This window comes from Nonomuraea wenchangensis (assembly GCF_900111685.1).
Lineage (GTDB): Bacteria > Actinomycetota > Actinomycetes > Streptosporangiales > Streptosporangiaceae > Nonomuraea > Nonomuraea wenchangensis.
Genome location: NZ_FOHX01000028.1, coordinates 1 through 17,918 on the forward strand (window position 1 = coordinate 1; position 17,918 = coordinate 17,918).

At 71.6% G+C, this 17,918-nt stretch carries 18 protein-coding genes; 7 read left to right on the plus strand and 11 right to left on the minus strand.

From position 1 onward, the window contains the following. On the minus strand, positions 1–79 hold a 79-nt coding region (locus BMW85_RS52740), incomplete at its 3' end, for a LacI family DNA-binding transcriptional regulator (RefSeq protein ID WP_143082656.1). Between the two features lie 282 nt (positions 80–361). Here BMW85_RS52740 and BMW85_RS50680 point away from each other — a divergent pair. Continuing rightward, positions 362–1,549: a LamG-like jellyroll fold domain-containing protein gene (locus BMW85_RS50680; RefSeq protein ID WP_218156232.1), complete on the plus strand. Its 1,188-nt coding sequence runs from the start codon at positions 362–364 to the stop codon at positions 1,547–1,549. 2,528 nt (positions 1,550–4,077) lie between these two features. On the opposite strand, the gene BMW85_RS46315 is transcribed toward BMW85_RS50680, so the two are convergent. The 4 genes from BMW85_RS46315 to BMW85_RS46330 form a co-directional block, all read right to left on the minus strand. Next, a complete protein-coding gene (locus BMW85_RS46315) occupies positions 4,078–5,475 on the minus strand; it encodes an alpha/beta hydrolase domain-containing protein (protein WP_091094138.1) in 1,398 nt (465 codons plus the stop codon). A 923-nt stretch (positions 5,476–6,398) separates the two neighbouring features. Then, positions 6,399–6,833 carry a PIN domain-containing protein gene (locus BMW85_RS46320; RefSeq protein ID WP_091094139.1) on the minus strand — a complete coding sequence of 145 codons (435 nt, stop codon included), beginning with the start codon at positions 6,831–6,833 and terminating at the stop codon, positions 6,399–6,401. After that, positions 6,830–7,075, minus strand: coding sequence for a hypothetical protein (locus BMW85_RS46325; RefSeq protein WP_091094140.1), 246 nt, complete (start codon positions 7,073–7,075; stop codon positions 6,830–6,832). The genes BMW85_RS46320 and BMW85_RS46325 overlap by 4 nt, the downstream gene beginning before the upstream one ends. 195 nt (positions 7,076–7,270) lie before the next feature. Continuing rightward, entirely contained in the window at positions 7,271–7,981 is a 711-nt protein-coding gene (locus BMW85_RS46330) for a DUF998 domain-containing protein (RefSeq protein ID WP_245775472.1), read from the minus strand. 128 nt (positions 7,982–8,109) lie between these two features. Here BMW85_RS46330 and BMW85_RS46335 point away from each other — a divergent pair, with 128 nt between their 5' ends. After that, positions 8,110–8,703: a TetR/AcrR family transcriptional regulator gene (locus BMW85_RS46335; RefSeq protein ID WP_091094141.1), complete on the plus strand. Its 594-nt coding sequence runs from the start codon at positions 8,110–8,112 to the stop codon at positions 8,701–8,703. An 8-nt stretch (positions 8,704–8,711) separates the two neighbouring features. On the opposite strand, the gene BMW85_RS46340 is transcribed toward BMW85_RS46335, so the two are convergent. Together BMW85_RS46340 and BMW85_RS46345 are read right to left on the minus strand one after the other, a co-directional pair. Then, complete coding sequence (locus BMW85_RS46340; RefSeq protein WP_091094142.1) at positions 8,712–9,485, minus strand: class I SAM-dependent DNA methyltransferase; 774 nt, start codon at positions 9,483–9,485, stop codon at positions 8,712–8,714. A gap of 138 nt (positions 9,486–9,623) precedes the next feature. Beyond that, the gene (locus BMW85_RS46345) at positions 9,624–10,805 is read right to left on the minus strand and encodes a cytochrome P450 (protein WP_091094143.1); all 1,182 of its coding nucleotides are present in this window, start codon (positions 10,803–10,805) and stop codon (positions 9,624–9,626) included. A gap of 253 nt (positions 10,806–11,058) precedes the next feature. On the opposite strand from BMW85_RS46345, the gene BMW85_RS46350 reads away from it, so the two are divergent. The 3 genes from BMW85_RS46350 to BMW85_RS46360 all read left to right on the plus strand — a co-directional run bounded on the left by BMW85_RS46350 (position 11,059) and on the right by BMW85_RS46360 (position 13,830). Beyond that, the gene (locus tag BMW85_RS46350; protein WP_091094144.1) at positions 11,059–11,580 is read left to right on the plus strand and encodes an RNA polymerase sigma factor; all 522 of its coding nucleotides are present in this window, start codon (positions 11,059–11,061) and stop codon (positions 11,578–11,580) included. Further along, positions 11,577–12,101 (plus strand): hypothetical protein, encoded by a 525-nt coding sequence (locus tag BMW85_RS46355; RefSeq protein WP_091094145.1) that lies wholly within the window; start codon positions 11,577–11,579, stop codon positions 12,099–12,101. The genes BMW85_RS46350 and BMW85_RS46355 overlap by 4 nt, the downstream gene beginning before the upstream one ends. Positions 12,102–12,261: 160 nt before the next feature. Further along, entirely contained in the window at positions 12,262–13,830 is a 1,569-nt protein-coding gene (locus BMW85_RS46360; protein ID WP_218156233.1) for a BCCT family transporter, read from the plus strand. Between the two features lie 27 nt (positions 13,831–13,857). Here the strand turns inward: BMW85_RS46360 and BMW85_RS46365 are convergent, their stop codons facing one another. Continuing rightward, positions 13,858–14,439 carry a TetR/AcrR family transcriptional regulator gene (locus BMW85_RS46365; RefSeq protein ID WP_091094147.1) on the minus strand — a complete coding sequence of 194 codons (582 nt, stop codon included), beginning with the start codon at positions 14,437–14,439 and terminating at the stop codon, positions 13,858–13,860. A gap of 37 nt (positions 14,440–14,476) precedes the next feature. On the opposite strand from BMW85_RS46365, the gene BMW85_RS46370 reads away from it, so the two are divergent. After that, positions 14,477–15,349 (plus strand): ABC transporter ATP-binding protein, encoded by an 873-nt coding sequence (locus BMW85_RS46370; RefSeq protein WP_091094148.1) that lies wholly within the window; start codon positions 14,477–14,479, stop codon positions 15,347–15,349. Then, a complete protein-coding gene (locus tag BMW85_RS46375; protein WP_245775473.1) occupies positions 15,346–16,791 on the plus strand; it encodes an Rv2686c family ABC transporter permease subunit in 1,446 nt (481 codons plus the stop codon). The genes BMW85_RS46370 and BMW85_RS46375 overlap by 4 nt, the downstream gene beginning before the upstream one ends. Positions 16,792–16,806: 15 nt before the next feature. Here the strand turns inward: BMW85_RS46375 and BMW85_RS46380 are convergent, their stop codons facing one another. From BMW85_RS46380 to BMW85_RS46390, 3 genes are read right to left on the minus strand one after another with little or no spacing between them, the layout of a single operon-like run. Then, a complete protein-coding gene (locus BMW85_RS46380; protein WP_091094149.1) occupies positions 16,807–17,115 on the minus strand; it encodes a DUF1048 domain-containing protein in 309 nt (102 codons plus the stop codon). A 1-nt stretch (position 17,116) separates the two neighbouring features. Next, entirely contained in the window at positions 17,117–17,473 is a 357-nt protein-coding gene (locus BMW85_RS46385; RefSeq protein ID WP_091094150.1) for a DUF1048 domain-containing protein, read from the minus strand. Further along, positions 17,473–17,796 (minus strand): PadR family transcriptional regulator, encoded by a 324-nt coding sequence (locus BMW85_RS46390; RefSeq protein ID WP_091094151.1) that lies wholly within the window; start codon positions 17,794–17,796, stop codon positions 17,473–17,475. Before BMW85_RS46390 ends, BMW85_RS46385 begins: the two co-directional genes overlap by 1 nt. Positions 17,797–17,918: the final 122 nt, after the last annotated feature.

Here is a 17,918-nt window from a genome sequence, read left to right on the forward strand (position 1 = left end):
TCGGCGTGTACGCCAGCGCCTCGGCGGCGGCCAGCACCCGCCGCCGCACCTCCTCCGAGATGGGCCGCTTGCCCGACAGCGCGTACGACGCCGTGGGGGCAGGCTCACGTCACGCGGACGCCATCCTGCGATCACCGGAGCGAGCGAACCGGTTCAACGATGTGGCTCGACTGTCGCTCCCCGTACGCGGGGCGTCAAGACCGCCCACAGTCGGCGATATCGAATCGTGACGTGTCCGAAACGCTGAAAGATCACCCCATTGACGGGCGAGGCGGAGCTACGTAACCTACGCGAAACCCTCGGTTGCGTCGCTGGTCTGCTCCCGCTGCCTTGTTAGCGCTCACATCTTGAGGACATCGCCATGGCATTTCCGGGCATCACCAGGGCATTACTGGCAGGACTCCTTCCGGCGGCACTCACCCTTTCGCTCACCACGGGGATCGCGGCCGCCGCCGCCGCTCCGGCCCCCGTGCTCGTCTACGAGTTCGACGCCGACGACGTCACCACCGCCTCCATCACCGACTCCTCCGGCAACGGCCTGCACGGCGAGCTGGTCAACGCGGCCACCGCGGCGCTGGTCGACGGCGCGGCGGGCGGGCACGCACTCAGCCTGCCCGGCGGCGCCCCGACCTCCGACGGCGCCTACGTCAGGCTGCCGCTGGCCGCGATCAAGGACAGGACCGACCTGACCGTGTCCGCGCGGGTCAAGTGGGACGGCACCACGTCCCCCTGGCAGTGGATCTACGCGCTGGGCAAGGACAACAGCCGATACCTGTTCAGCACCCCGTACAACGGCGACGGGCGGCTGCGCACCGCGGTCACCACGTCGGGCGGCGGCGCGGAGGCGCAGGTCACCGGCTACGCCCCGCTTCCCGCGAACGCCTGGAAGACGCTGACCGTCACCCTCGACACGGCGGCCAAGCGGATCACGACCTACCTCGACGGGGCCGCCGTCGCCTCCGCCCCCACCACGATCACCGCCGCGCAGCTGATCGACGCCTCGACGACGTCCGCCGGGTTCATCGGGCGCTCGTTCTATCCCGACCCGCTGTTCGACGGCGCGATCGACGACTTCCGCGTCTACGCCGCGGCGCTCACGCCCGAGCAAGTGGCCGAGGTGGCGGGCGGCACCCCGCCGACGCCCACCGGCCTCGGCCAGAACGCCTTCGACGTGCGGACGTCCATCGGCACCGCGCCCGCACTTCCGCCCGCCGTCCGCGCCACCTTCTCCGACGGCTACGACCGCGACCTGCCCATCACCTGGCCGGCAGTGGACCCGGAGAAGTACGCCGCCGCCCGGGACGTTCACCGTCGCGGGCACGGCAGGCGGCCGCCCGGTCACCGCCCAGGTCACGGTGATCCGCGAGGGCCAGCTCGTCATCGACCTGGCCAAGGACACCGGCGCCTTCCACGGCGGCGCGTCCGGCACGCTCTACGGCCTGTACGGGCCCGGTGTGCCGACCAACAACCTCATCGAGGGCATGAAGCTGCGCACCGTCTCGACCAAGGCCCAGGACGGCCCGCAGCATCCGGGGGCCGACGCCCTTGAGGTGGTCAAGCCGCTGGCCGACAGCACCGACGGCGACGTGTACGTCTACATGACCGACATCCATCGCGGCTTCCCGTACCAGTGGCCGGGCAGCACGCCGGAGGAGAAGCTCGACCTGTTCAAGCAGAAGATCGCCAAGCAGGTGGACCAGGTCCTGCAGCTCGACCCGAAATATCGCGACAACATCGTGTTCGTCCCGTTCAACGAGCCCGAAGGCAACATGTTCGGCACCGGGGAATGGAGCTACAACCGGGTGAGCTGGCTCACCGACCCCCGGCACTACTTCAAGGCATGGGACGAGGTCCACGCGCTCATCAAGGGCAAGATGCCCGGCGCCCGCATCGCCGGCCCCAACACCAGCGTGCTGTACTCCCAGGTCAAGGGCTACCTGCAGCACACGGTCGAGGCGCGCACGGTGCCCGAGGTGATGACCTGGCACGAGCTCAGCCACCCCGAGCAGGTGCGCACCAGCGTCAAGCGCTACCGCGAGATGGAGGCCGAGGTCTTCGCCGGCACGCCGTACGCGGGCAAGAAACTGCCGATCAACATCAACGAGTACGCCTTCAACTACCACACCTCCGTGCCCGGCCAGATGATCCAGTGGGTGTCGGCCATCGAGGAGTCGAAGGTCGACGCCGACATCGCCTACTGGAACATCGACGGCAACCTCTCCGACTCCGCCGTGCAGGCCAACCGGGGCAACGGCCAGTGGTGGCTGCTGAACGCCTACGGCCAGATGAGCGGCCACACCGTCCAGGTCACGCCGCCGTACCCCGGCAGGAACTACAGCCTGCAAGGACTCGCCACGCTCGACCCCGCCAAGAAGCAGGCCCGCACGATCTTCGGCGGCGCGAACGGCGCCGGGCACATCCGCTTCGAGAACGTCCCCGCGAACCTCTTCGGCCGCAAGGTGCACGCCTGGATCAAGGAGATCCCGTGGACCGGGCAGCTCGGCGACTCGCCGCAGCCCGAGCTCGTCGCCGAGCGTGACGTCACCGTCGAGAACGGAGCCGTGGTCCTCGACCTGCCGGCGTTGGAGGAGTCGTCGGCGTACGAGATCGTCCTGACCCCCGCGGGGACCGGCACCGCGACCGCGTCGGCGCCGCACCTGTGGCAGCGGACGTACGAGGCGGAGGACGCTAATTACACCGGCGGCGGCTACAGCCGCAACGGGCCCGAGGGCTCGCCGTCGGACGTGTCGAAGTTCTACACCTCCGGCCGCTACGACGTCGGCGGACTGCGCACCGGCTCCGACGGCGTGCTCGACTTCACCGTCGAGGTGCCGCAGACCGGCCGCTACGACCTGAGCGTGTTCGCCAACTCGCTCAACACCTACGACCTCGTGCGAGAGCAGGGGCCGACCAACGTCTTCGTCCGCGTGGACGGGGGAGCGGAGCAGGAGCTGCACCTGCCCCTCGGCTACAAGTGGGTGGTGTGGGACCACGCCGACACCACTGTCGAGCTGACGGCGGGCACGCACGTCATCTCCCTGGCCGCGCGCGGCCTCGACGGCTCGAAGGTCACCAAGGGTGACGCGATCGTCGACCGCATCCACCTGTCGCTGCCGAACCCGGCCGCGGCCACCTCCCGGTACGAGGCCGAACTGGCCGAGCTGCGCGGCGCACGAGCGACCTACGACGTCAAGGGCGACGTCAAGGGCGACGGGATCTCCGGCTCGGGCGCGGCGGCGGCCTCCAAGGGCCAGTCGGTGACGTTCTGGGTCTACTCGGCCAAGGACGCCGCGGCCGTCCTGGACCTCAAGCTGCTCGGACCCGGCAAGGCGACGATGACCGTCAACGGCCTGGAGGTGCTGGACGACGCCCGCCGCGGCGACTCCACCGCGACCGTGTCGCTGTCCGGCGGCGTCAACAAGGTCACGGTCACCGGCCGGGCCGCCACGACCATCATCGACCGCCTGGACGTGCGCCCCGCCCCCGACGCGCTGCCGGCCACCGTCTACGAGGCCGAGTCGGCCCAGCTCGCGGGCACGGCCGCCGCGAAGCCGCTCTCCCTGGCAAGCGGCCGGTCCGCCGTCACCGGAATCGGCGGCACGCCGGGCAACGCCAACACCCTGACCTTCACGGTGAAGGCCGACGCACCCGGCACGTACGCGATGCGCGTGCGCTACTCCAACCCCGAGCAGTCACCCGCCACCCACTACAACCCCGACCCGCTCGCCCGGCACGCCGACATCGCGGTGAACGGCAAGGCCCCGCAGCGCGTCCTGTTCCCCCACACGTTCCACGAGAACAACTTCTGGGAGCTCACGGTGCCGGTGACCCTGAAGAAGGGGAACAACACGGTCCGGTTCTCCAGCCAGGAGCTGCCGAACTTCGACGGGACGACGTACGCGTCCCAGACATTCCCCGGAGTGCTCCTGCGCTCCCAGTACGCACCGGTGATCGACCAGATCACGGTGGCCCGCTACAACCGCTGACCCACGGACCCGCCCGTGCCTGCGCCCAGGCACGGGCGGCCCGATGCGGGGGAGCGGCACGACGCTCCGGTCAGCCCTGCCCGCCGGCCCGCTAGGCGCCGGCCCGCGCGACGGCCTCGGCGTGGTCGGCGGGCAGGAGGTGGCCGGCGGCGAGAGCCCGGTCAGCGGCCCGGGTGAAGGCGGTGACGTAGTCCTCCCGCGTGGGATAGAGCTGGAGCAACCGGGCACTGCTCAACGAGGTGGTGGAGCCGAGCAGCAGGCACGCGCCCGTGATCTCGCCGCCGCTGTTGGTCGGCCCGTAGGCGGCCAGCGGCGCGTCCAGGTCGGGCAGCCGCACGCCGCCGAGCGCGTTGCCGTCACCGTCGCGCCGAATGGTGCCGAGCAGCAGGCTGATCTGCGGCCCCGCAGGTGGCGCGCCCAGCCCGCGCACCCACCGGTCGAGGTGGTGGTAGGCGGCGTTGGACGCGTACCGCCAGGTCATCGCGTTGACCGGCCGGTCACAGGAGATCGGCCGCCCGTCATTGATCGCGCGGTCACGCGCGTTCTGGGCGTTGTACTGGGCCAGCCCGTACGCGTCGGCGTGCGCGGTGCCGGCGACCTCCCACGTCCGGACGCGGGCGCCGTCGGGCTGGCGGGCGTCGGCGAACGTCCTGACGTCGGTCTCGGACTCGACCTGGAAGACGGGGACGGCGCTGTCGGCGCGGATCCGGGCGGTGAGGGGCAGGGCGATGACCCCTTCCCCGATGGGCGCGGCGCCGGCGCCCCGCCCGTGGACGAGGAACCCGTCATAGGCGGGAATGATCGGCTGGATCGCGTTGACGAAGGTGGCCAGGCGTCCGGCGGACTGCGAATGGCCCGCGGCCAGGACCTTCGCGGGCGCGCCCGTCCCCAGCAGCGCCGGCGCGTTCGCCCGCACCGCCTCGGCGGCCTGCGCGAAGATCGAGTACGACAACGCGTCCGAGGCCAGCGAGACCTGCCCGTAGCGGACGGGGTCGAGGCTCCTCAGCTTGTCGGCGCCGACCTTCTGCGCGGTGACGCCGACGTAGGCGTACCCGGCGCGGGTGAACAGCTCGTGCGACTGCGACCACTCCACGCCGATGTCCGCCCCGAAGCTGACGTTCAGCCACTCCACGACGACGGTGCCGTTGAACCTGGCCGGGTCGGCCGGCCGCTCGACCAGCAGCCGGGTGGTGTACGCCTGGACGGCGCCGCTGCGACGGGCACCCCACTGGCCGTTGGTGTACCAGGTGCCGGTCTTCTGGAAGGTGTCGGCGCTGCCGCTCATCAGGAACTCGCGCTCCTCGTACCCGCGGGCGGCGAGGTCGACCACGGTGGCCCCGACGATCCTGCCCTGGCCCGCGCCGGCCGGGATCTCGACGACGCCGACCGCCGCCACGTCCGCACGCGCCGGGGCGGCGGGCAGCAGGACGACCGCCGCCCCCCAGATGGCCACGGCTCGCAAGAGGCCGTGGCGAAGTCGCTCGAACATGCTGGATCTCCTCCTCGGAGGGCGGCTGCGGGGAACAGACGCCAGTCTCCGCCGGGGGTCTGGCCCTCGGGTATCGGGGAAATCACCAGTCAGGTCCGGGGCTCCGCCGACGGGTCCAGGTGCATGGACGTGCCCGCGATCGGGGCATTCCGGCGGGGTGCCGAAGGCGTCGGCCATGGCCTGCCGCGAACATCGGGCCGGCGGGCGCCGCGGGGTGGCCGCTGCCGTTACTTGACATAAGATCCGTTATCGAGCAGCGACCCTGGCTGGGGGAGTGCACCACGCCATCGATTGCGGCCCCGCCCGTGCGCGGCCAACGTGCCCAGGCCATGAGGCGACAGGCGTCTTCGGTCGGCTTCCCGCTCATCCCGAGGTCGCTCCAGAGGCGCCAGTGAGCTGATCGGCGCGGCGGCGCAGATTCGTGATCCACTGGCCCTTCGCAGAGAGCTTCACCAGGGGTTGCGTCGTGGACGCGGCTCCGCGATCACTGGGACTGCGCGTCGCCCGGAGGGGCCTTGCGAGGCGGAGCGCATTCTCCCGGCAGGCACCGGCCGTGCGGAACATCGCAACACCCGCACACGACCTTCAGGTCTCGGAGGTGTGGTTATACAGGACAGAATTCACTCTCTGTCCGGTATAAGCCCAAATCGAGTCGTTCGAACGCCTCCGGGGCGGCTGGATTGTCCTCATTCATCGGCGCGCGCGCTCACGTCCTGGAGCAGTCATGCGCGCCACGTGATGTCCGGGTTCAGCCTCACCGCTAGGACCAGCTGCAGCAGTGCAGCGGGCAGACCCAGTTCGCGACGCGACGCCTCGCGGGAAGCTGCCGGAGAGACTCGACCTCTGACAGGTAGGTCAACGCGAAGGGTGCGTGCCGGGCCGGCACGCACCCTGGGCATACCTGGGACGATCGGCCCCAGGTCCTACTCGCCAGGAGAGTCGTCGATCTCCCGGATATGGAAGGGCTCTTCGACGGCACGGGAGGCTTCTTCCCACTTGGCACGGTCGAGGGTGAGGATCGGTAGGACCGCTGCGTCGGCGATGGCCGCGACGTGTGCATCGGGTGCCTCGAGGCCGGTTCTGGCCATGATCGTGGCCAGGGCGAGCGCCTGGTCCGCGCCGGCGAGTGGAGCTATCTCGACGCGGTCGAACAGGTCGAGCCCGCCGAGCAGGTCGTCGGCCTCGGCGGTGCGGGCATCGAGTGAGGCGCCGGTCATGGCCAGTGCGGGCAGGACCATGGGCTGGTGGTCAGCGTCCCAGCGCTGGACGAGCCGGATGAGGTCGGCGTCGCCGCGGGCGATCTCGGTCAGCACGCTGACGTCGAACAGGTAGGGGGTTCGGGGGGTGCGAGAGTTCACTGGGCTTGGCGCTCCACCGAGGCCATCATGCGCCCGACGCGGTCCTCGTCAGCGCGAGCGGCTTTGGCCATCAGCAGGGCCATACGGTGCCGGTCCCGGGTGAGGCGTTCGCGGACGGCCTCGGCGACGTAGGCGGCCACCGCGGCGTCGTCGACGTTGTCTCCGAGCTGGTTGCGGACGGACGTGACGACTTCCGGGTCGACTGCGATTCCGGCTTGTTCCTGGGGTTGGCGGCTGCTCATGGCCTCATGTTATCGCCCGACCAAGATCATTTAGGGTGGGTGATGAGCTGGGCGTGCACTGGCTCACCAGCTGCTGCACCGGCCGAGCGGGTCCAGGATGTCCATCCACGCAGCCCCGCACCACCACCGCCTCTAGCCACTCCCCCTGTGGTGGGCCCCAGGCGAACGAACGGCCGCAGACAGTGAACGACCAGCTCAGCCAGTCGCTGAGGGGCGGCTCCGCCCGCGCCAGATCGAAACGCCCGCGCAGGTGAGCCCGATCAGGAACGGATGGACGGCGCCGCGTTCGATGAGGCCGACCAGGACGTTGGCCCCGGAGATGACGTCGGCGAAGTACGCCACCATCGAGACCAGGCCGATCACGCCGACCGCGACCAGCGTTCGCCCGAGTCTCAGGGAAAGCCCGACGCGCCCGTGCATGCTCCCGAGCACGATGGCCAGGACGTTCCCGCCGATGAAGCCCGCCAGGGCGCCCAGGGCGTGGAAGTCGCCGGTGCCGTCGTTCATCGCCTCGCCGGATCCGGGGAACAGGCCCAGCAGGACGCCGCCGGTGGCCAGCAGCGTCGCGGGCACGAGCGCCGCCCAGCGGTGCCGGCCCGGCAGGCCGCGCAGCGCGGCCACACCGGCCAGGATGGCGATTCCGAACAGGAAGAAGCCGGTGTTCATCACCCAGGCCAGCGGTGAGTACATGTACTGCCCGAACAGCGTCGAGGGCCCGTGGACTCCGAGATTGCTGATGAAGTGGTGGGTGTAGCTGTAGGGCGGATCTGTCCATGCCGCGGCGGCGATGAACTCCGCGAGCAGGAAGATCGCCGGCCCGGCGATGAGTAACGCTCCCGCGGTCCGCCGCTGCGCGTCGGGGGTGAGCGCTTCAGCCTTCGCCGGTTCGTCGCTGGTCATGGTCATCGTCATGTCCTTTCCGGTGTCGGCGCTGGGCGCCCCAGCCGCCGATTTGACTTCACTCACACACTTACTACATCGAGACTACTTTTACTGTCAATATAGTAGGAGTCCGGCACTAGTAGGATCTGGCTATGGTTGACGGAACGGCCGTGGGACGGCGTGAACGCAAGAAGGCGGCGACGCGGGCGGCGATCCTGGACGCGGCCACGGCGCTCTTCCTCGAACGCGGCTTCGACGGGGTCAGCGTCCGCGAGATCGCCGACAAGGCGGACGTCTCCCCCAAGACGGTCTTCACGCACTTCCCGCAGAAGGAGGCGCTGGTCTTCAGCGACGAGGACGAACGGCATGCACGCCTCGTGGCCGCGGTGACCGGCCGCGCGCCGGGGACCACGATCTCCGGCGCGCTGAAGGCCCACTACCTCGCCGAGATCGCCGCGATGAGGTCCGGGCCCCAACGCCAGATCCTCACCCTCATGGAGGAGACGCCGGCCCTCATCGACTACGCGGAGAAGATGTGGTTCCGCCATGAGGGCGCCCTGGTGGCCGCGATCACCGAGGAGTTCGGGCTCGCGGAGCCGAACGACGAGATCCGGTTCTATGTCCGCTTCGCCCTGCAGATCCAGCTCAGCGCCAGCCACGAGGCAGATCCGGAACCGACCGTCGACGCGGGGTTCCGGCTCCTCGACGAAGGCTGGGCGCGCTACCTCCAGACCCGGGCGCTGTGAGCGGTCACCTACATGACGCGTGCACCGGCGACGTACAGGATGCGGTCGTGGGCGTCCTCATCGGGCGGGTTCCGCGGTGAGGTGCCCACCAGCCCGTGCGCGGCCAGCACGCGCAGCCCCGCAGCCTCCGCCGTCCGGCGGACCGTGCGGTCGGAGTGATGGTGCTGCACGTGCCGCATCGACAGGCGGTTCCAGGTCGTGCCGTCGCGTTCGAAGAGGTCGAACTGCGTGACCACGGCCGCGTCCGGCTCGATCGGCGCGGAGAGCGCGAACCAGGCCACATACCTGTCCCCGCGGTCGGCCACCACGGGGGCGGCGAACGTACGCCGGTAGTAGCCGATGGTGTTGAGGTCGAACAGCAGCACCCCGCCGTCGGCGAGCTGCCCGCGCGCCGCCCCCAGCGCCCGGCGCAGGTCGTCGGCGCTGGTCAGGTACGTCATCGGCACGTCCACGCAGGCCACCACGTCGAAGCCGGTGAGTCCCGGCGGGGGCTGCTGCAGGCTCCCCACCAGGAAGCGCGTCCCGTCCGCGCCGGGCCGGTGCCGCGCCCGCTCCACCATGGCCGGGGACAGGTCGTAGCCGGTCACCTCGAACCCGCGTTCCCGGAAGGCCAGGCTGCTGCGGCCGGTGCCGCAGCCGGCGTCCAGCAGGCGCCGCCCGCCGGAGCCGTAGCGGTCCGCGGCCTCCACGAAGCGGTCCACCAGGGCCGCGGTGTCCATGCGGGCGTTGAGCTCGTCGTACCGGTGGGCGACGCTCTCGTACGCCGCCAGCGTCTCATCCACGAGCGCCTCCCCGCGCCGTATCGGAGGCCGCGCGGGGCGGGCGCCCGGCGCGGCCGGCGAACAGGATTTACCAGATGAACCACGCCTGCCGGTTGACCCGGCGGCCGGTGACGCGACGCAGCAGCTTCCTCACGGAGTTCACCTCCTTCGCAGCTCGAAGACGGGAGGGGTGATGATGCCGGCGACATGGGGACGCCCGAGGCCGCCGCGCACCTCCAGCCGCGCCCCGGTGGTGAGGGCGGCGAGCAGGCCGGCGGCCAGCGAGTGGGCCACGGCGGCCCCGGCGCAGGTGAACGCGCCGCCGCCGAACGGCAGGTACGGCCCCCGGGTGTCGTGGCCGTCCCAGCGGCCGGGCCGGTAGCGGGCCGCGTCCGGCCAGTGCCGTTCGTCCCGGTGCAGCAGGTAGGGGCAGACGGACACGCTCTCCCCCGGCTCCAGCGGGACGCCGCCGATCTCGTGGGCGCGCAGCACGGGGCGGCCCAGCAGCCACGCCACCGGCCACAGCCGCAGCGACTCCCGTACGGCCGACTCCGGCGACACGGCCGAAAGGTCGACGCCCTGGGCGGCGGACTCCAGCAGCGCCCAGGCGACCACGTGGGCCACCGGCGCCACCGAGGTCCGGAACAGCAGCAGGTACACCTGGGCGATCCGGCCGGGCGGCGTGCCGGGCGGCGCGGCCCCCAGTACGGCGTCCAGCAGATCACCCGGCCGTCCGGCGGTTTGGGCGGCGGCGCGGCGGGCGGTGGCCTCCGCGGCCAGGGCCCGCACGACGCGCGTCCATAACGCCGCCCGCTGGAGCCGGGACAACCCGGCCGGGCGGATCAGCACGTCGCGCCGTACCACCAGCGCCATGAGCCGTCGCAGGCCGGGCGGGCTCTCGGGTCGCAGCAGCGCCTCGGACAGCGCCCGGTGCACGGCGGCGTGCCCGGCCGCGGGCCAGACGCTGGTCTCCCCCAGCTCCGCCACCACGGCGGGCAGCCGCTCGGCGTGCGCGGCGAGGTGGGCGCGCAGGGTGGTGCGGGCGGCCCGTCCGATCGCGACCTGCGCGGCGCGCGGCTCCAGGCGTCCGCCGCGCACATGGAAGAAGTCGGAGATCTCGTCGTAGTGGCCCTCCTGGTCGTGGAGCACCCGCAGGGCCTCCCCCGGGTCGGCCACGCACAGCGACCCGTCGTCGGGCAGCCGGAACACCGGCCCATGGGTGGCGAAGGTGTGCTCGACGAACCCCAGAGGGTCGCGGCGGTACCAGCGCGCCGCCCCGCCCGCCGGTGGACGCCCTCGTTCGGGCGTGGACCGGCCTTGCGCGTTCCCGATCGCCGTCATTCGACCCGCCCCATGCCATCCGTGACCTCGGGGCGCGCGCGGGGAGGTGCCATCCGCGCGTGCCCCCGCGAGCAGAAGTGGCCGCAGCTTATAGCGGCGGCCCGCCTCAACTGATCAAGGAGGTGTGGATGGGACCTCTGGTGCGGTTTTTTACAAGATTGTTTACAGGTTGTCAGAATATGGGCGATCAACCGGGGCCGTGAACCCGGCGGCCGGATTTCCCGACTGTACCGGTGGACGACGGGAGGACGGGATGACCGACGAGCTGTTGATCGTGCGTTGCCAGCTCGGCGAGCACGACGCGCTCACCGAGCTGGTGCGCTGCTGGCACGAGCCGGTGCGGACCTACGTACGCGGGATGCTGGGCGTGCAGCGGGCCGACGACGTGACCCAGGAGGTCTGGCTGGCGGTGATCCGCGGGCTGCCGCGGCTGAGGGAGCCGGGCCGGTTCGCGCCCTGGTTGTTCACGATCGCCAGGCGGGCCGTGACCGACCGGCTGCGCCAGGAGTACGGCGTGGCCGAGGCCGGCGCGCACCAGGAGCCGGTCATCGAGGACGCCGCCGACGTGATGGTGGAGCGCGCCGTGCTGATCGCCGCCCTGTCCCGCCTGCCCGTACGGGAGCGGGAGGTTCTGGTGCTGTTCTACCTGGAGGACCTGTCGCTGGAGGACTGCGCCGAGATCTGCGCCGTCCCGGCCGGCACGGTCAAGTCACGGCTCAACCGCGCCCGTCGCCTGCTGCGCGACCACCTGACGGAGAAGGGATCGAAGCGATGAACGACGAGCCGAACCTGTCCGCCGAGGAACTGATCGGCCGGCTGTCGCCGGTGCTGTCGCCGTGGCGGCGGCTGCGTGGTGTCGCGGCGCTGGTGGGCGGGCTGGCCGGAGCCGTGTGCGCGGGGTCGCTGTGGGCGACCGAGCCGGCCGCGCTGCCGGGCCGTACCCGCCTGGCCTTCGCCGTCTTCACCCTGGTCTGCCTGGCCTGGGCCGGGTACGGCGCCTGGCTGGTCACCCGGCGGACACCGCTGCTGGCGCTGGACCGGGTGATCGCGGGGTGGTTCGCCCTGGCCGCGTCGATCGCCACCACCGTGGTCATCGTGGTGGCGGCCGTGCAGCGGGGCGCGGGCCTCGCTCCCGCTCTGGCGACGGGCGCCGTCGTCACCGCCGTGTCCGCCGTCCTCGTCGTACGGGCTCACGTCCGGCGGGCCGCGCTGTTGCGCCGCAAGCGGGAACTGACCGGACGGGGCGCACCCCCTGCGGACCCGCTCGACGGAACGGATCCCCCCCGCGGGCGGTGATGCGACAGGCCGGCGGGTAGCGCTCCTTCGGCACGACGTCCACGCTGCAGGCGATGCATCCAGGCATGCCGCAGCCGGCTCGGGAGCCGGTCGTCGCGGTTCACCGGCATGCACTCAGGGGAGTATTCACGCCACTGACAGTAGTGATGCCGGAGGCATGATGCGCCCGACCAGACCCGACCTCCCCCTGCTGGCCGTCGCCGTGGGGTTGCTGGTGGCGGTGATGCTGTGGGGCGCGATCTTCACCGAGTCGCTCGCCAGCGCCGGAGGCGCCGCGCTCCAGTGGGTGCTGGGCAACCTCGGCTGGCTGTTCGTCGTGGCCGCCGACTTCTTCCTGGTGCTGGCCGTCGTGCTCGCGCTCAGCAGGTTCGGCCGGATCCGGCTCGGCGGGGACGACGACGTTCCCGAGTTTTCCAATCTCGCCTGGACCGCGATGATGTTCAGCTCCGGGATGGGCATCGGGCTGATGTTCTACGGTGTCGCCGAACCCCTGACGCATCTGCTCAGCCCGCCGCCCGATCTGGGGCTCGTGGCGGGCTCGCCCCAGGCCGCGCGGACCGCGATGGAGTACTCCCTGTTCCACTGGGCCCTGCACCCCTGGGCGATCTACGCGGTCACCGGCATGGCCCTGGCCTACTCCACTTTCCGCAAGGGGCGCGGCAACCGGTTCAGCGAGGCGTTCACCCCGCTGTTCGGCGGCCGGCCCAGGCCGGTCGTGGGCCGGATGCTGGATCTGCTGGCCGTCCTGGCCACGGTCTTCGGCACCGCGACCAGCCTGGGCCTGGGGACGCTCCAGGTGAGGTACGGCCTGCACGAGCTGTTCGGGGTCGGCGGGCGAGGGCTGGAGGTGGTCGTCATCGTCGTCCTGACGGCCGGGTTCGTCGTCTCGGCGGCCAGCGGGGTGCACCGCGGCGTGCGCATCCTCAGCACATTCAACGTCTATCTGGCCGCCGCGCTGGCCGTGTTCATCTTCGTCCTCGGCCCGACCGTGGCGGTTCTCGACCTGATCCCCGCCTCGCTCGGCGGATACCTGGACGACCTGCTCGCGATGGCCTCGCGGACGGGGGCGTTCGTCGACAAGAAGTGGCTCGGCGCGTGGACGATCTTCTACTGGGCGTGGTGGATGTCCTGGGCGCCGTTCGTGGGCGCCTTCATCGCCCGGGTCTCCCGGGGCCGTACGATCCGCGAGTTCGTCGTCGGCGTGCTGCTCATCCCCTCCGGCGCCAGCCTGCTCTGGTTCTCGATCAGCGGCGGCAGCGCGGTGTGGATGCAGCTGTCGGGTGCGGCGGACTTCACCGGGCAGATCGCCGAAGGAGCGGAGGCGGCGATGTTCGCGCTCCTCGGCCAGTTGCCGCTCGCCACGCTCGCCACCACGGTCACCGCGATCCTCATCGCGCTCTACTTCGTCACCAGCGCCGACTCGGCCTCCCTGGTGCTCGGCTCGCTGTCCACCCGGGGCTCGCTCCACCCTCCCCGGACCCTGGTGGTGATGTGGGGGGTGCTGGTCGGGGCGATGGCGCTGGTGCTGCTGGTGGCCGGCGGGCTGCAGGCGCTGCAGCAGGCCACGATCCTGGTCGCGCTGCCGTTCGTGGTCGTCATGCTCCTGCTCTGCGTGGCGTTGGTGAAGGAGCTGCGCGAGGACCCGGGCGCGGGACCGGTGCGCCACCTCCACCCGCACGGGCTGCCGGACGCCCTGCGCCGGGTCAGCGGGGAGGACGACGGGGGGTGAGGAGGCCGTGCCGGGCGCCGGCCGGGCTCATCCGAGGGTGCGCAGCCCGTCCTCCAGCAGTCGCAGGGCGCGGCGGATCCGTTCCCGCAGCTCCTGCGGCGGCTCGCCCTGCTCGATGCCGCCGAGGACTGCTCCGACCAGCGCGCCGACCAGGGCGCCGGCCGTCGCGCGGGACAGCGTGTCGTCCAGCCGGTCGGGGTAGGCGCGCCGCAGCCGCTCGGCGATCAGGCGCTCCGCCGCGATCAGCCGTTGCAGCGCCTGGGCCTGCAGCTCGGGTTTGGCGAACATGACGGCGAGCCGGTCAGGGCTGGCCAGGTCGTCGGATGCCGCCAGGACGCGTTCGAGGATCTGGCGCGCCGCCTCCAGCGGGGTGTCGGCCTGTACGGCGTCGAACGCCTCCCCGATCGCCCTCAGCCGCTGGTCGGTGCCGGCGAACAGCACGTCCTCCTTGGCGCGGAAGTAGCCGAAGAACGTACGCGTCGAGACGTTCGCGGCGGCGGCGATGTCCGCGACCGTGGTCCCGTCGTAGCCCTTCTCGGCGAACAGTCGTTCCGCGGCCTCGACCAGCGCGGCCCGGGTCTGTTCCTTCTTCCGCTCTCGCAGCCCCATGGCGCTATCCTACACTCAGATGTAAAGTTGCATTGTGATGCAAAAAGAGACCATCCGGGTCGAGGCACTCCGGGTGCGTTACCGGGCCGCCGCGCGGGACGCGGTGGCCGGCGTCGACTTCACGGTGGCCGCCGGCGAGGTGTTCGGCCTGCTCGGCCCGAACGGCGCCGGCAAGTCCACGACCCAGCGCGTGCTCACCGGCCAGCACCGCCACTACACCGGCCGCGTCCAGGTGCTCGGCCGGCCCGTCGCCGGCTGGGGCCGGGACCTGTACGAGCGGATCGGCGTCGGCTTCGAGCTGCCGGCGTACTTCCCCAAGCTCACCGCCCGGGAGAACCTGGCCGCCTTCGCCGCCCTCCACCGCCGGCCGGTGGACCGGCCCGACGAGGTGCTGGCCGCCGTCGGCCTCGCCGACGCCGCCGACCAGCGCGCCGCCACGTTCTCCAAGGGCATGAAGATGCGGCTGAACCTGGCCCGCGCGATCCTGCACCGCCCGGACGTGCTCTTCCTCGACGAGCCGACGTCCGGGCTCGACCCGACCCACGCCGCCGACGTCCGCGCGATCATCCGCGCCCAGGCGGACGCGGGGCGCACCGTCTTCCTCACCACCCACGACATGCCGGCCGTCGAGGAGCTGTGCACCCGGGTGGCGTTCATGCGCGAGGGCGCCTTCGTGGCCGTCGACACCCCGCGCAACCTCCGGCTCGCCCACGGCCGCCGCTCGGTGGTCGTGGAGTTCGCCGAAGCCGGTGAGCTGCGGCGGGCCGAGTTCCCGGCCGCCGACGACCCCGGGCTGCTGGACCTGCTCGCCACCGGCCGGGTGCAGACCGTGCACACCCGCGAGGCCGCGCTCGCCGACGTCTTCATCGCGGTCACCCGTACCGCCTCCGCCGCGAGCGCGGCGTCATGACGCGCCGCGAGCGGCGCGTCATGACGCGGCGGCCGGCCGCGCTGCTCGCGCTCGAACTGCGCACGCAGTGGCGTCAGGGCGTCCCGGCGGCGGTGCTCGGGCTCGCCGCGTTCTGGTCGGCTCTGCTCGTCCTGCTGCCGGTGGGCGCCGCGCGGGTCGCGACGCCGTACCTGCTGTTCGTGGAGGTCGTGACGGTGGGCACCCTGTTCGCGGGCGCCCTGACCGTCACCGACCGGTCCACCGGCGCGGCCGCCGCGCTCGCCGTCAGCCCCGCGCGGCCATGGGAACGGATCGCGGCGAGATCGGCCCCGCTCGCCGGGCTCACCACCCTCGGCGCGCTACCGGTCATGATCGCCGGCGGGCGCGCGGGCCAGATCGGCGCCGGACTGCCCTCGATCGCCCTGTCCGGCCTGCTCCTGCTCGCCGTCGCGGCCGGCATCGCCGCCCGGAAAGACGAGTTCGTCGGGTTCATGGTGGCGCTGGCAGGCCCGGTGGCGCTGCTGCTCGCGGTGCCGCTGGCGGTGTCCGTCGGGCTGCTGAACGGGGTGGTGTGGTACGCCACGCCCACGACCGGCGCCCTCATGCTGCTGCGCGGCGACGCTCCCTATCCGACCGGCCTGCTGCTCGGCTACCTCGCGGTGTGGGCGGCGGCGGCCCTGGGGTACGCCACCTGGCGGCTGCGCGCCGGTCAGGACGTGGCGCCCGGCCCGGCCGCCGTCCATGTCCGGGCGCTCCCCGACCGGCCGCGCTGGCTGGTGTTCCCCCGCGCCGACCTCCGCAACATCACCCGGGACACGATGCTCGCCGCGGTGGCGCTCAGCCCGCTGCTGCTCGCGCTCGCGCTCCGCTTCGGCTACCCGCCGCTGGCCGGATGGCTGCGGAGCACCGGCGGCCCGGACCTGACCTCCTACGAACCGGTGCTGGCGATGCTCGCCGTCGCCGTGCACCTGCCGGTCTCCTTCGGCATGACCGGCGCGCTGATCGTGCTGGACGACCTGGAGGACGGCACCCTCGCCGTCGTGCGCACCTCACCGCTCGGGGTGCCGCGCTACCTCGCCTACCGGCTGGCCGCCGTCACGCTGCTCAGCGCCGCCGGGCTCGCGGTCGCGGCGCCGCTGTCCGGGCTGGTGCCCGCCTCGGCGACCGGTGCGCTCGTGCTCGCCGTACCGCTCGGGCCGCTGGTGACCCTCGCGACGCTCGCGGTCGCCCGCAGCCGCGTGCAGGGGGCCACCGCGGACAAGGTGCTGGCGCTGCCCGTGTACCTGCCGGTCGCGGCGTGGTGGCTCAGCGGGCCGGCGGGCTGGGCGCTGGCGCCGTTGCCGACGTACTGGATCGTACGATCCTGGACGGGCGCCGACCCGCTTCACCTGCTCGGCGGCCTGGCCTGCCTCACCGCCTGGCTGATCCCGCTCGCCTATCGGGTGAGCCGCAGGCTCGGGTAGAGGGGGCTGCGGCGGTCACTTGCCGCTGATGGACCCCTGATAGATGTCCGCGTACGTGCGCGAGTCCTTGATCAGTTCGTCGGCGAAGGCGGCCACGTCGTCGCCGACGAGCTCCAGGACTCCCCTGCCGGCCGCGACGCCCTCCTCGAAGAAGTCGACGATCCCCGAGAGCAGGGACCCGTCGAGCAGATCGACCGGGCCGACCTTGAAGTAGTACCTCTGCATCTCCTTGTAGACGATCTGGTAGTCCGGCGGGAGCGCCTTGACGCGCGCCATGTGCGCCCGCCACTGCTTCTTGCCCTCGATGATGTCGTGGATGCTCACGTCAGCCTCCCAGCCGGCCCAGTTTCCTTGCGACGTTCCTGTTCAACTGCTCGCGCCAGCGGTCGCGATGGTTGCGGGCGCCCTTGCCGCCGGCCAGCGCCGCGCAGAAGCCCGCGATGTCGTCACCCAGCACCTCGTCGATGCTCTGCCCGTCGGCCGCCGTCTCTTCGAGCAGCCCCAGAGCGCCGTCCAGGATCGGCGTCAGGTTGCGGCCGGTGAAGTCCGCGTAGGTGGAGAGGTGGCCCTTGATCTCCTCCCACGCCGCCCGGTGGTCGGCCGGCAACGCCGCTGCCCGGGCTTCGAACGCCTTCCAGTCCCTGGTGAGATCGTTGCCGGTGATGGTGTCCCAGAAGTTCATCAGCCGCCCTCCTTGAGCTTGTCGAGCCGTGATGTGATGTACTCCCATTTCGCCCAGAAGGTCGCGAGTTCCGCGCGGCCCGCGTCGTTGAGCGCGTAGAACTTGCGTGGCGGGCCCTGCCCGGACGGTCGTTTCGTCACCTGGACGAGCCCGTTCTTCTCCAGCCGCAGCAGGATGGTGTAGACCGTCCCCTCGACGACGTCGGCGAAGCCGAGTTCGTTGAGGCGGCGTGTGATGGCGTACCCGTAGGTCTCCTCGCTGCCGATGATCTCGAGCACGCATCCTTCGAGCGTGCCTTTCAGCATCTCCGTCAGGCCGTCCATCGCTCGCCCCTTCACCGCTTTCGGTACTCAGTGCCACACAGTACCACTATGCAGTGCCACAGAGTAGATGAACCGCGTGCCCGGCAAGCGATGATCGGCGCACTACCCCTGCACCAGGACGG

Excerpts from the sequence above, each read along its gene's own strand:
- BMW85_RS46390 (WP_091094151.1), bottom strand. The coding sequence starts at position 17,796 with ATGGACGGCCTGACGGAGATGCTGAAAGGCACGCTCGAAGGATGCGTG.
- BMW85_RS46315 (WP_091094138.1), bottom strand. The coding sequence starts at position 5,475 with ATGTTCGAGCGACTTCGCCACGGCCTCTTGCGAGCCGTGGCCATCTGG.
- BMW85_RS46325 (WP_091094140.1), bottom strand. The coding sequence starts at position 7,075 with ATGAGCAGCCGCCAACCCCAGGAACAAGCCGGAATCGCAGTCGACCCG.
- BMW85_RS46345 (WP_091094143.1), bottom strand. The coding sequence starts at position 10,805 with ATGACGGCGATCGGGAACGCGCAAGGCCGGTCCACGCCCGAACGAGGG.
- BMW85_RS46360 (WP_218156233.1), top strand. The coding sequence starts at position 12,262 with ATGCGCCCGACCAGACCCGACCTCCCCCTGCTGGCCGTCGCCGTGGGG.
- BMW85_RS46350 (WP_091094144.1), top strand. The coding sequence starts at position 11,059 with ATGACCGACGAGCTGTTGATCGTGCGTTGCCAGCTCGGCGAGCACGAC.
- BMW85_RS46365 (WP_091094147.1), bottom strand. The coding sequence starts at position 14,439 with ATGGGGCTGCGAGAGCGGAAGAAGGAACAGACCCGGGCCGCGCTGGTC.
- BMW85_RS46375 (WP_245775473.1), top strand. The coding sequence starts at position 15,346 with ATGACGCGCCGCGAGCGGCGCGTCATGACGCGGCGGCCGGCCGCGCTG.
- BMW85_RS46330 (WP_245775472.1), bottom strand. The coding sequence starts at position 7,981 with ATGACCATGACCAGCGACGAACCGGCGAAGGCTGAAGCGCTCACCCCC.
- BMW85_RS46370 (WP_091094148.1), top strand. The coding sequence starts at position 14,477 with ATGCAAAAAGAGACCATCCGGGTCGAGGCACTCCGGGTGCGTTACCGG.
- BMW85_RS50680 (WP_218156232.1), top strand. The coding sequence starts at position 362 with ATGGCATTTCCGGGCATCACCAGGGCATTACTGGCAGGACTCCTTCCG.
- BMW85_RS46385 (WP_091094150.1), bottom strand. The coding sequence starts at position 17,473 with ATGAACTTCTGGGACACCATCACCGGCAACGATCTCACCAGGGACTGG.
- BMW85_RS46355 (WP_091094145.1), top strand. The coding sequence starts at position 11,577 with ATGAACGACGAGCCGAACCTGTCCGCCGAGGAACTGATCGGCCGGCTG.
- BMW85_RS46335 (WP_091094141.1), top strand. The coding sequence starts at position 8,110 with ATGGTTGACGGAACGGCCGTGGGACGGCGTGAACGCAAGAAGGCGGCG.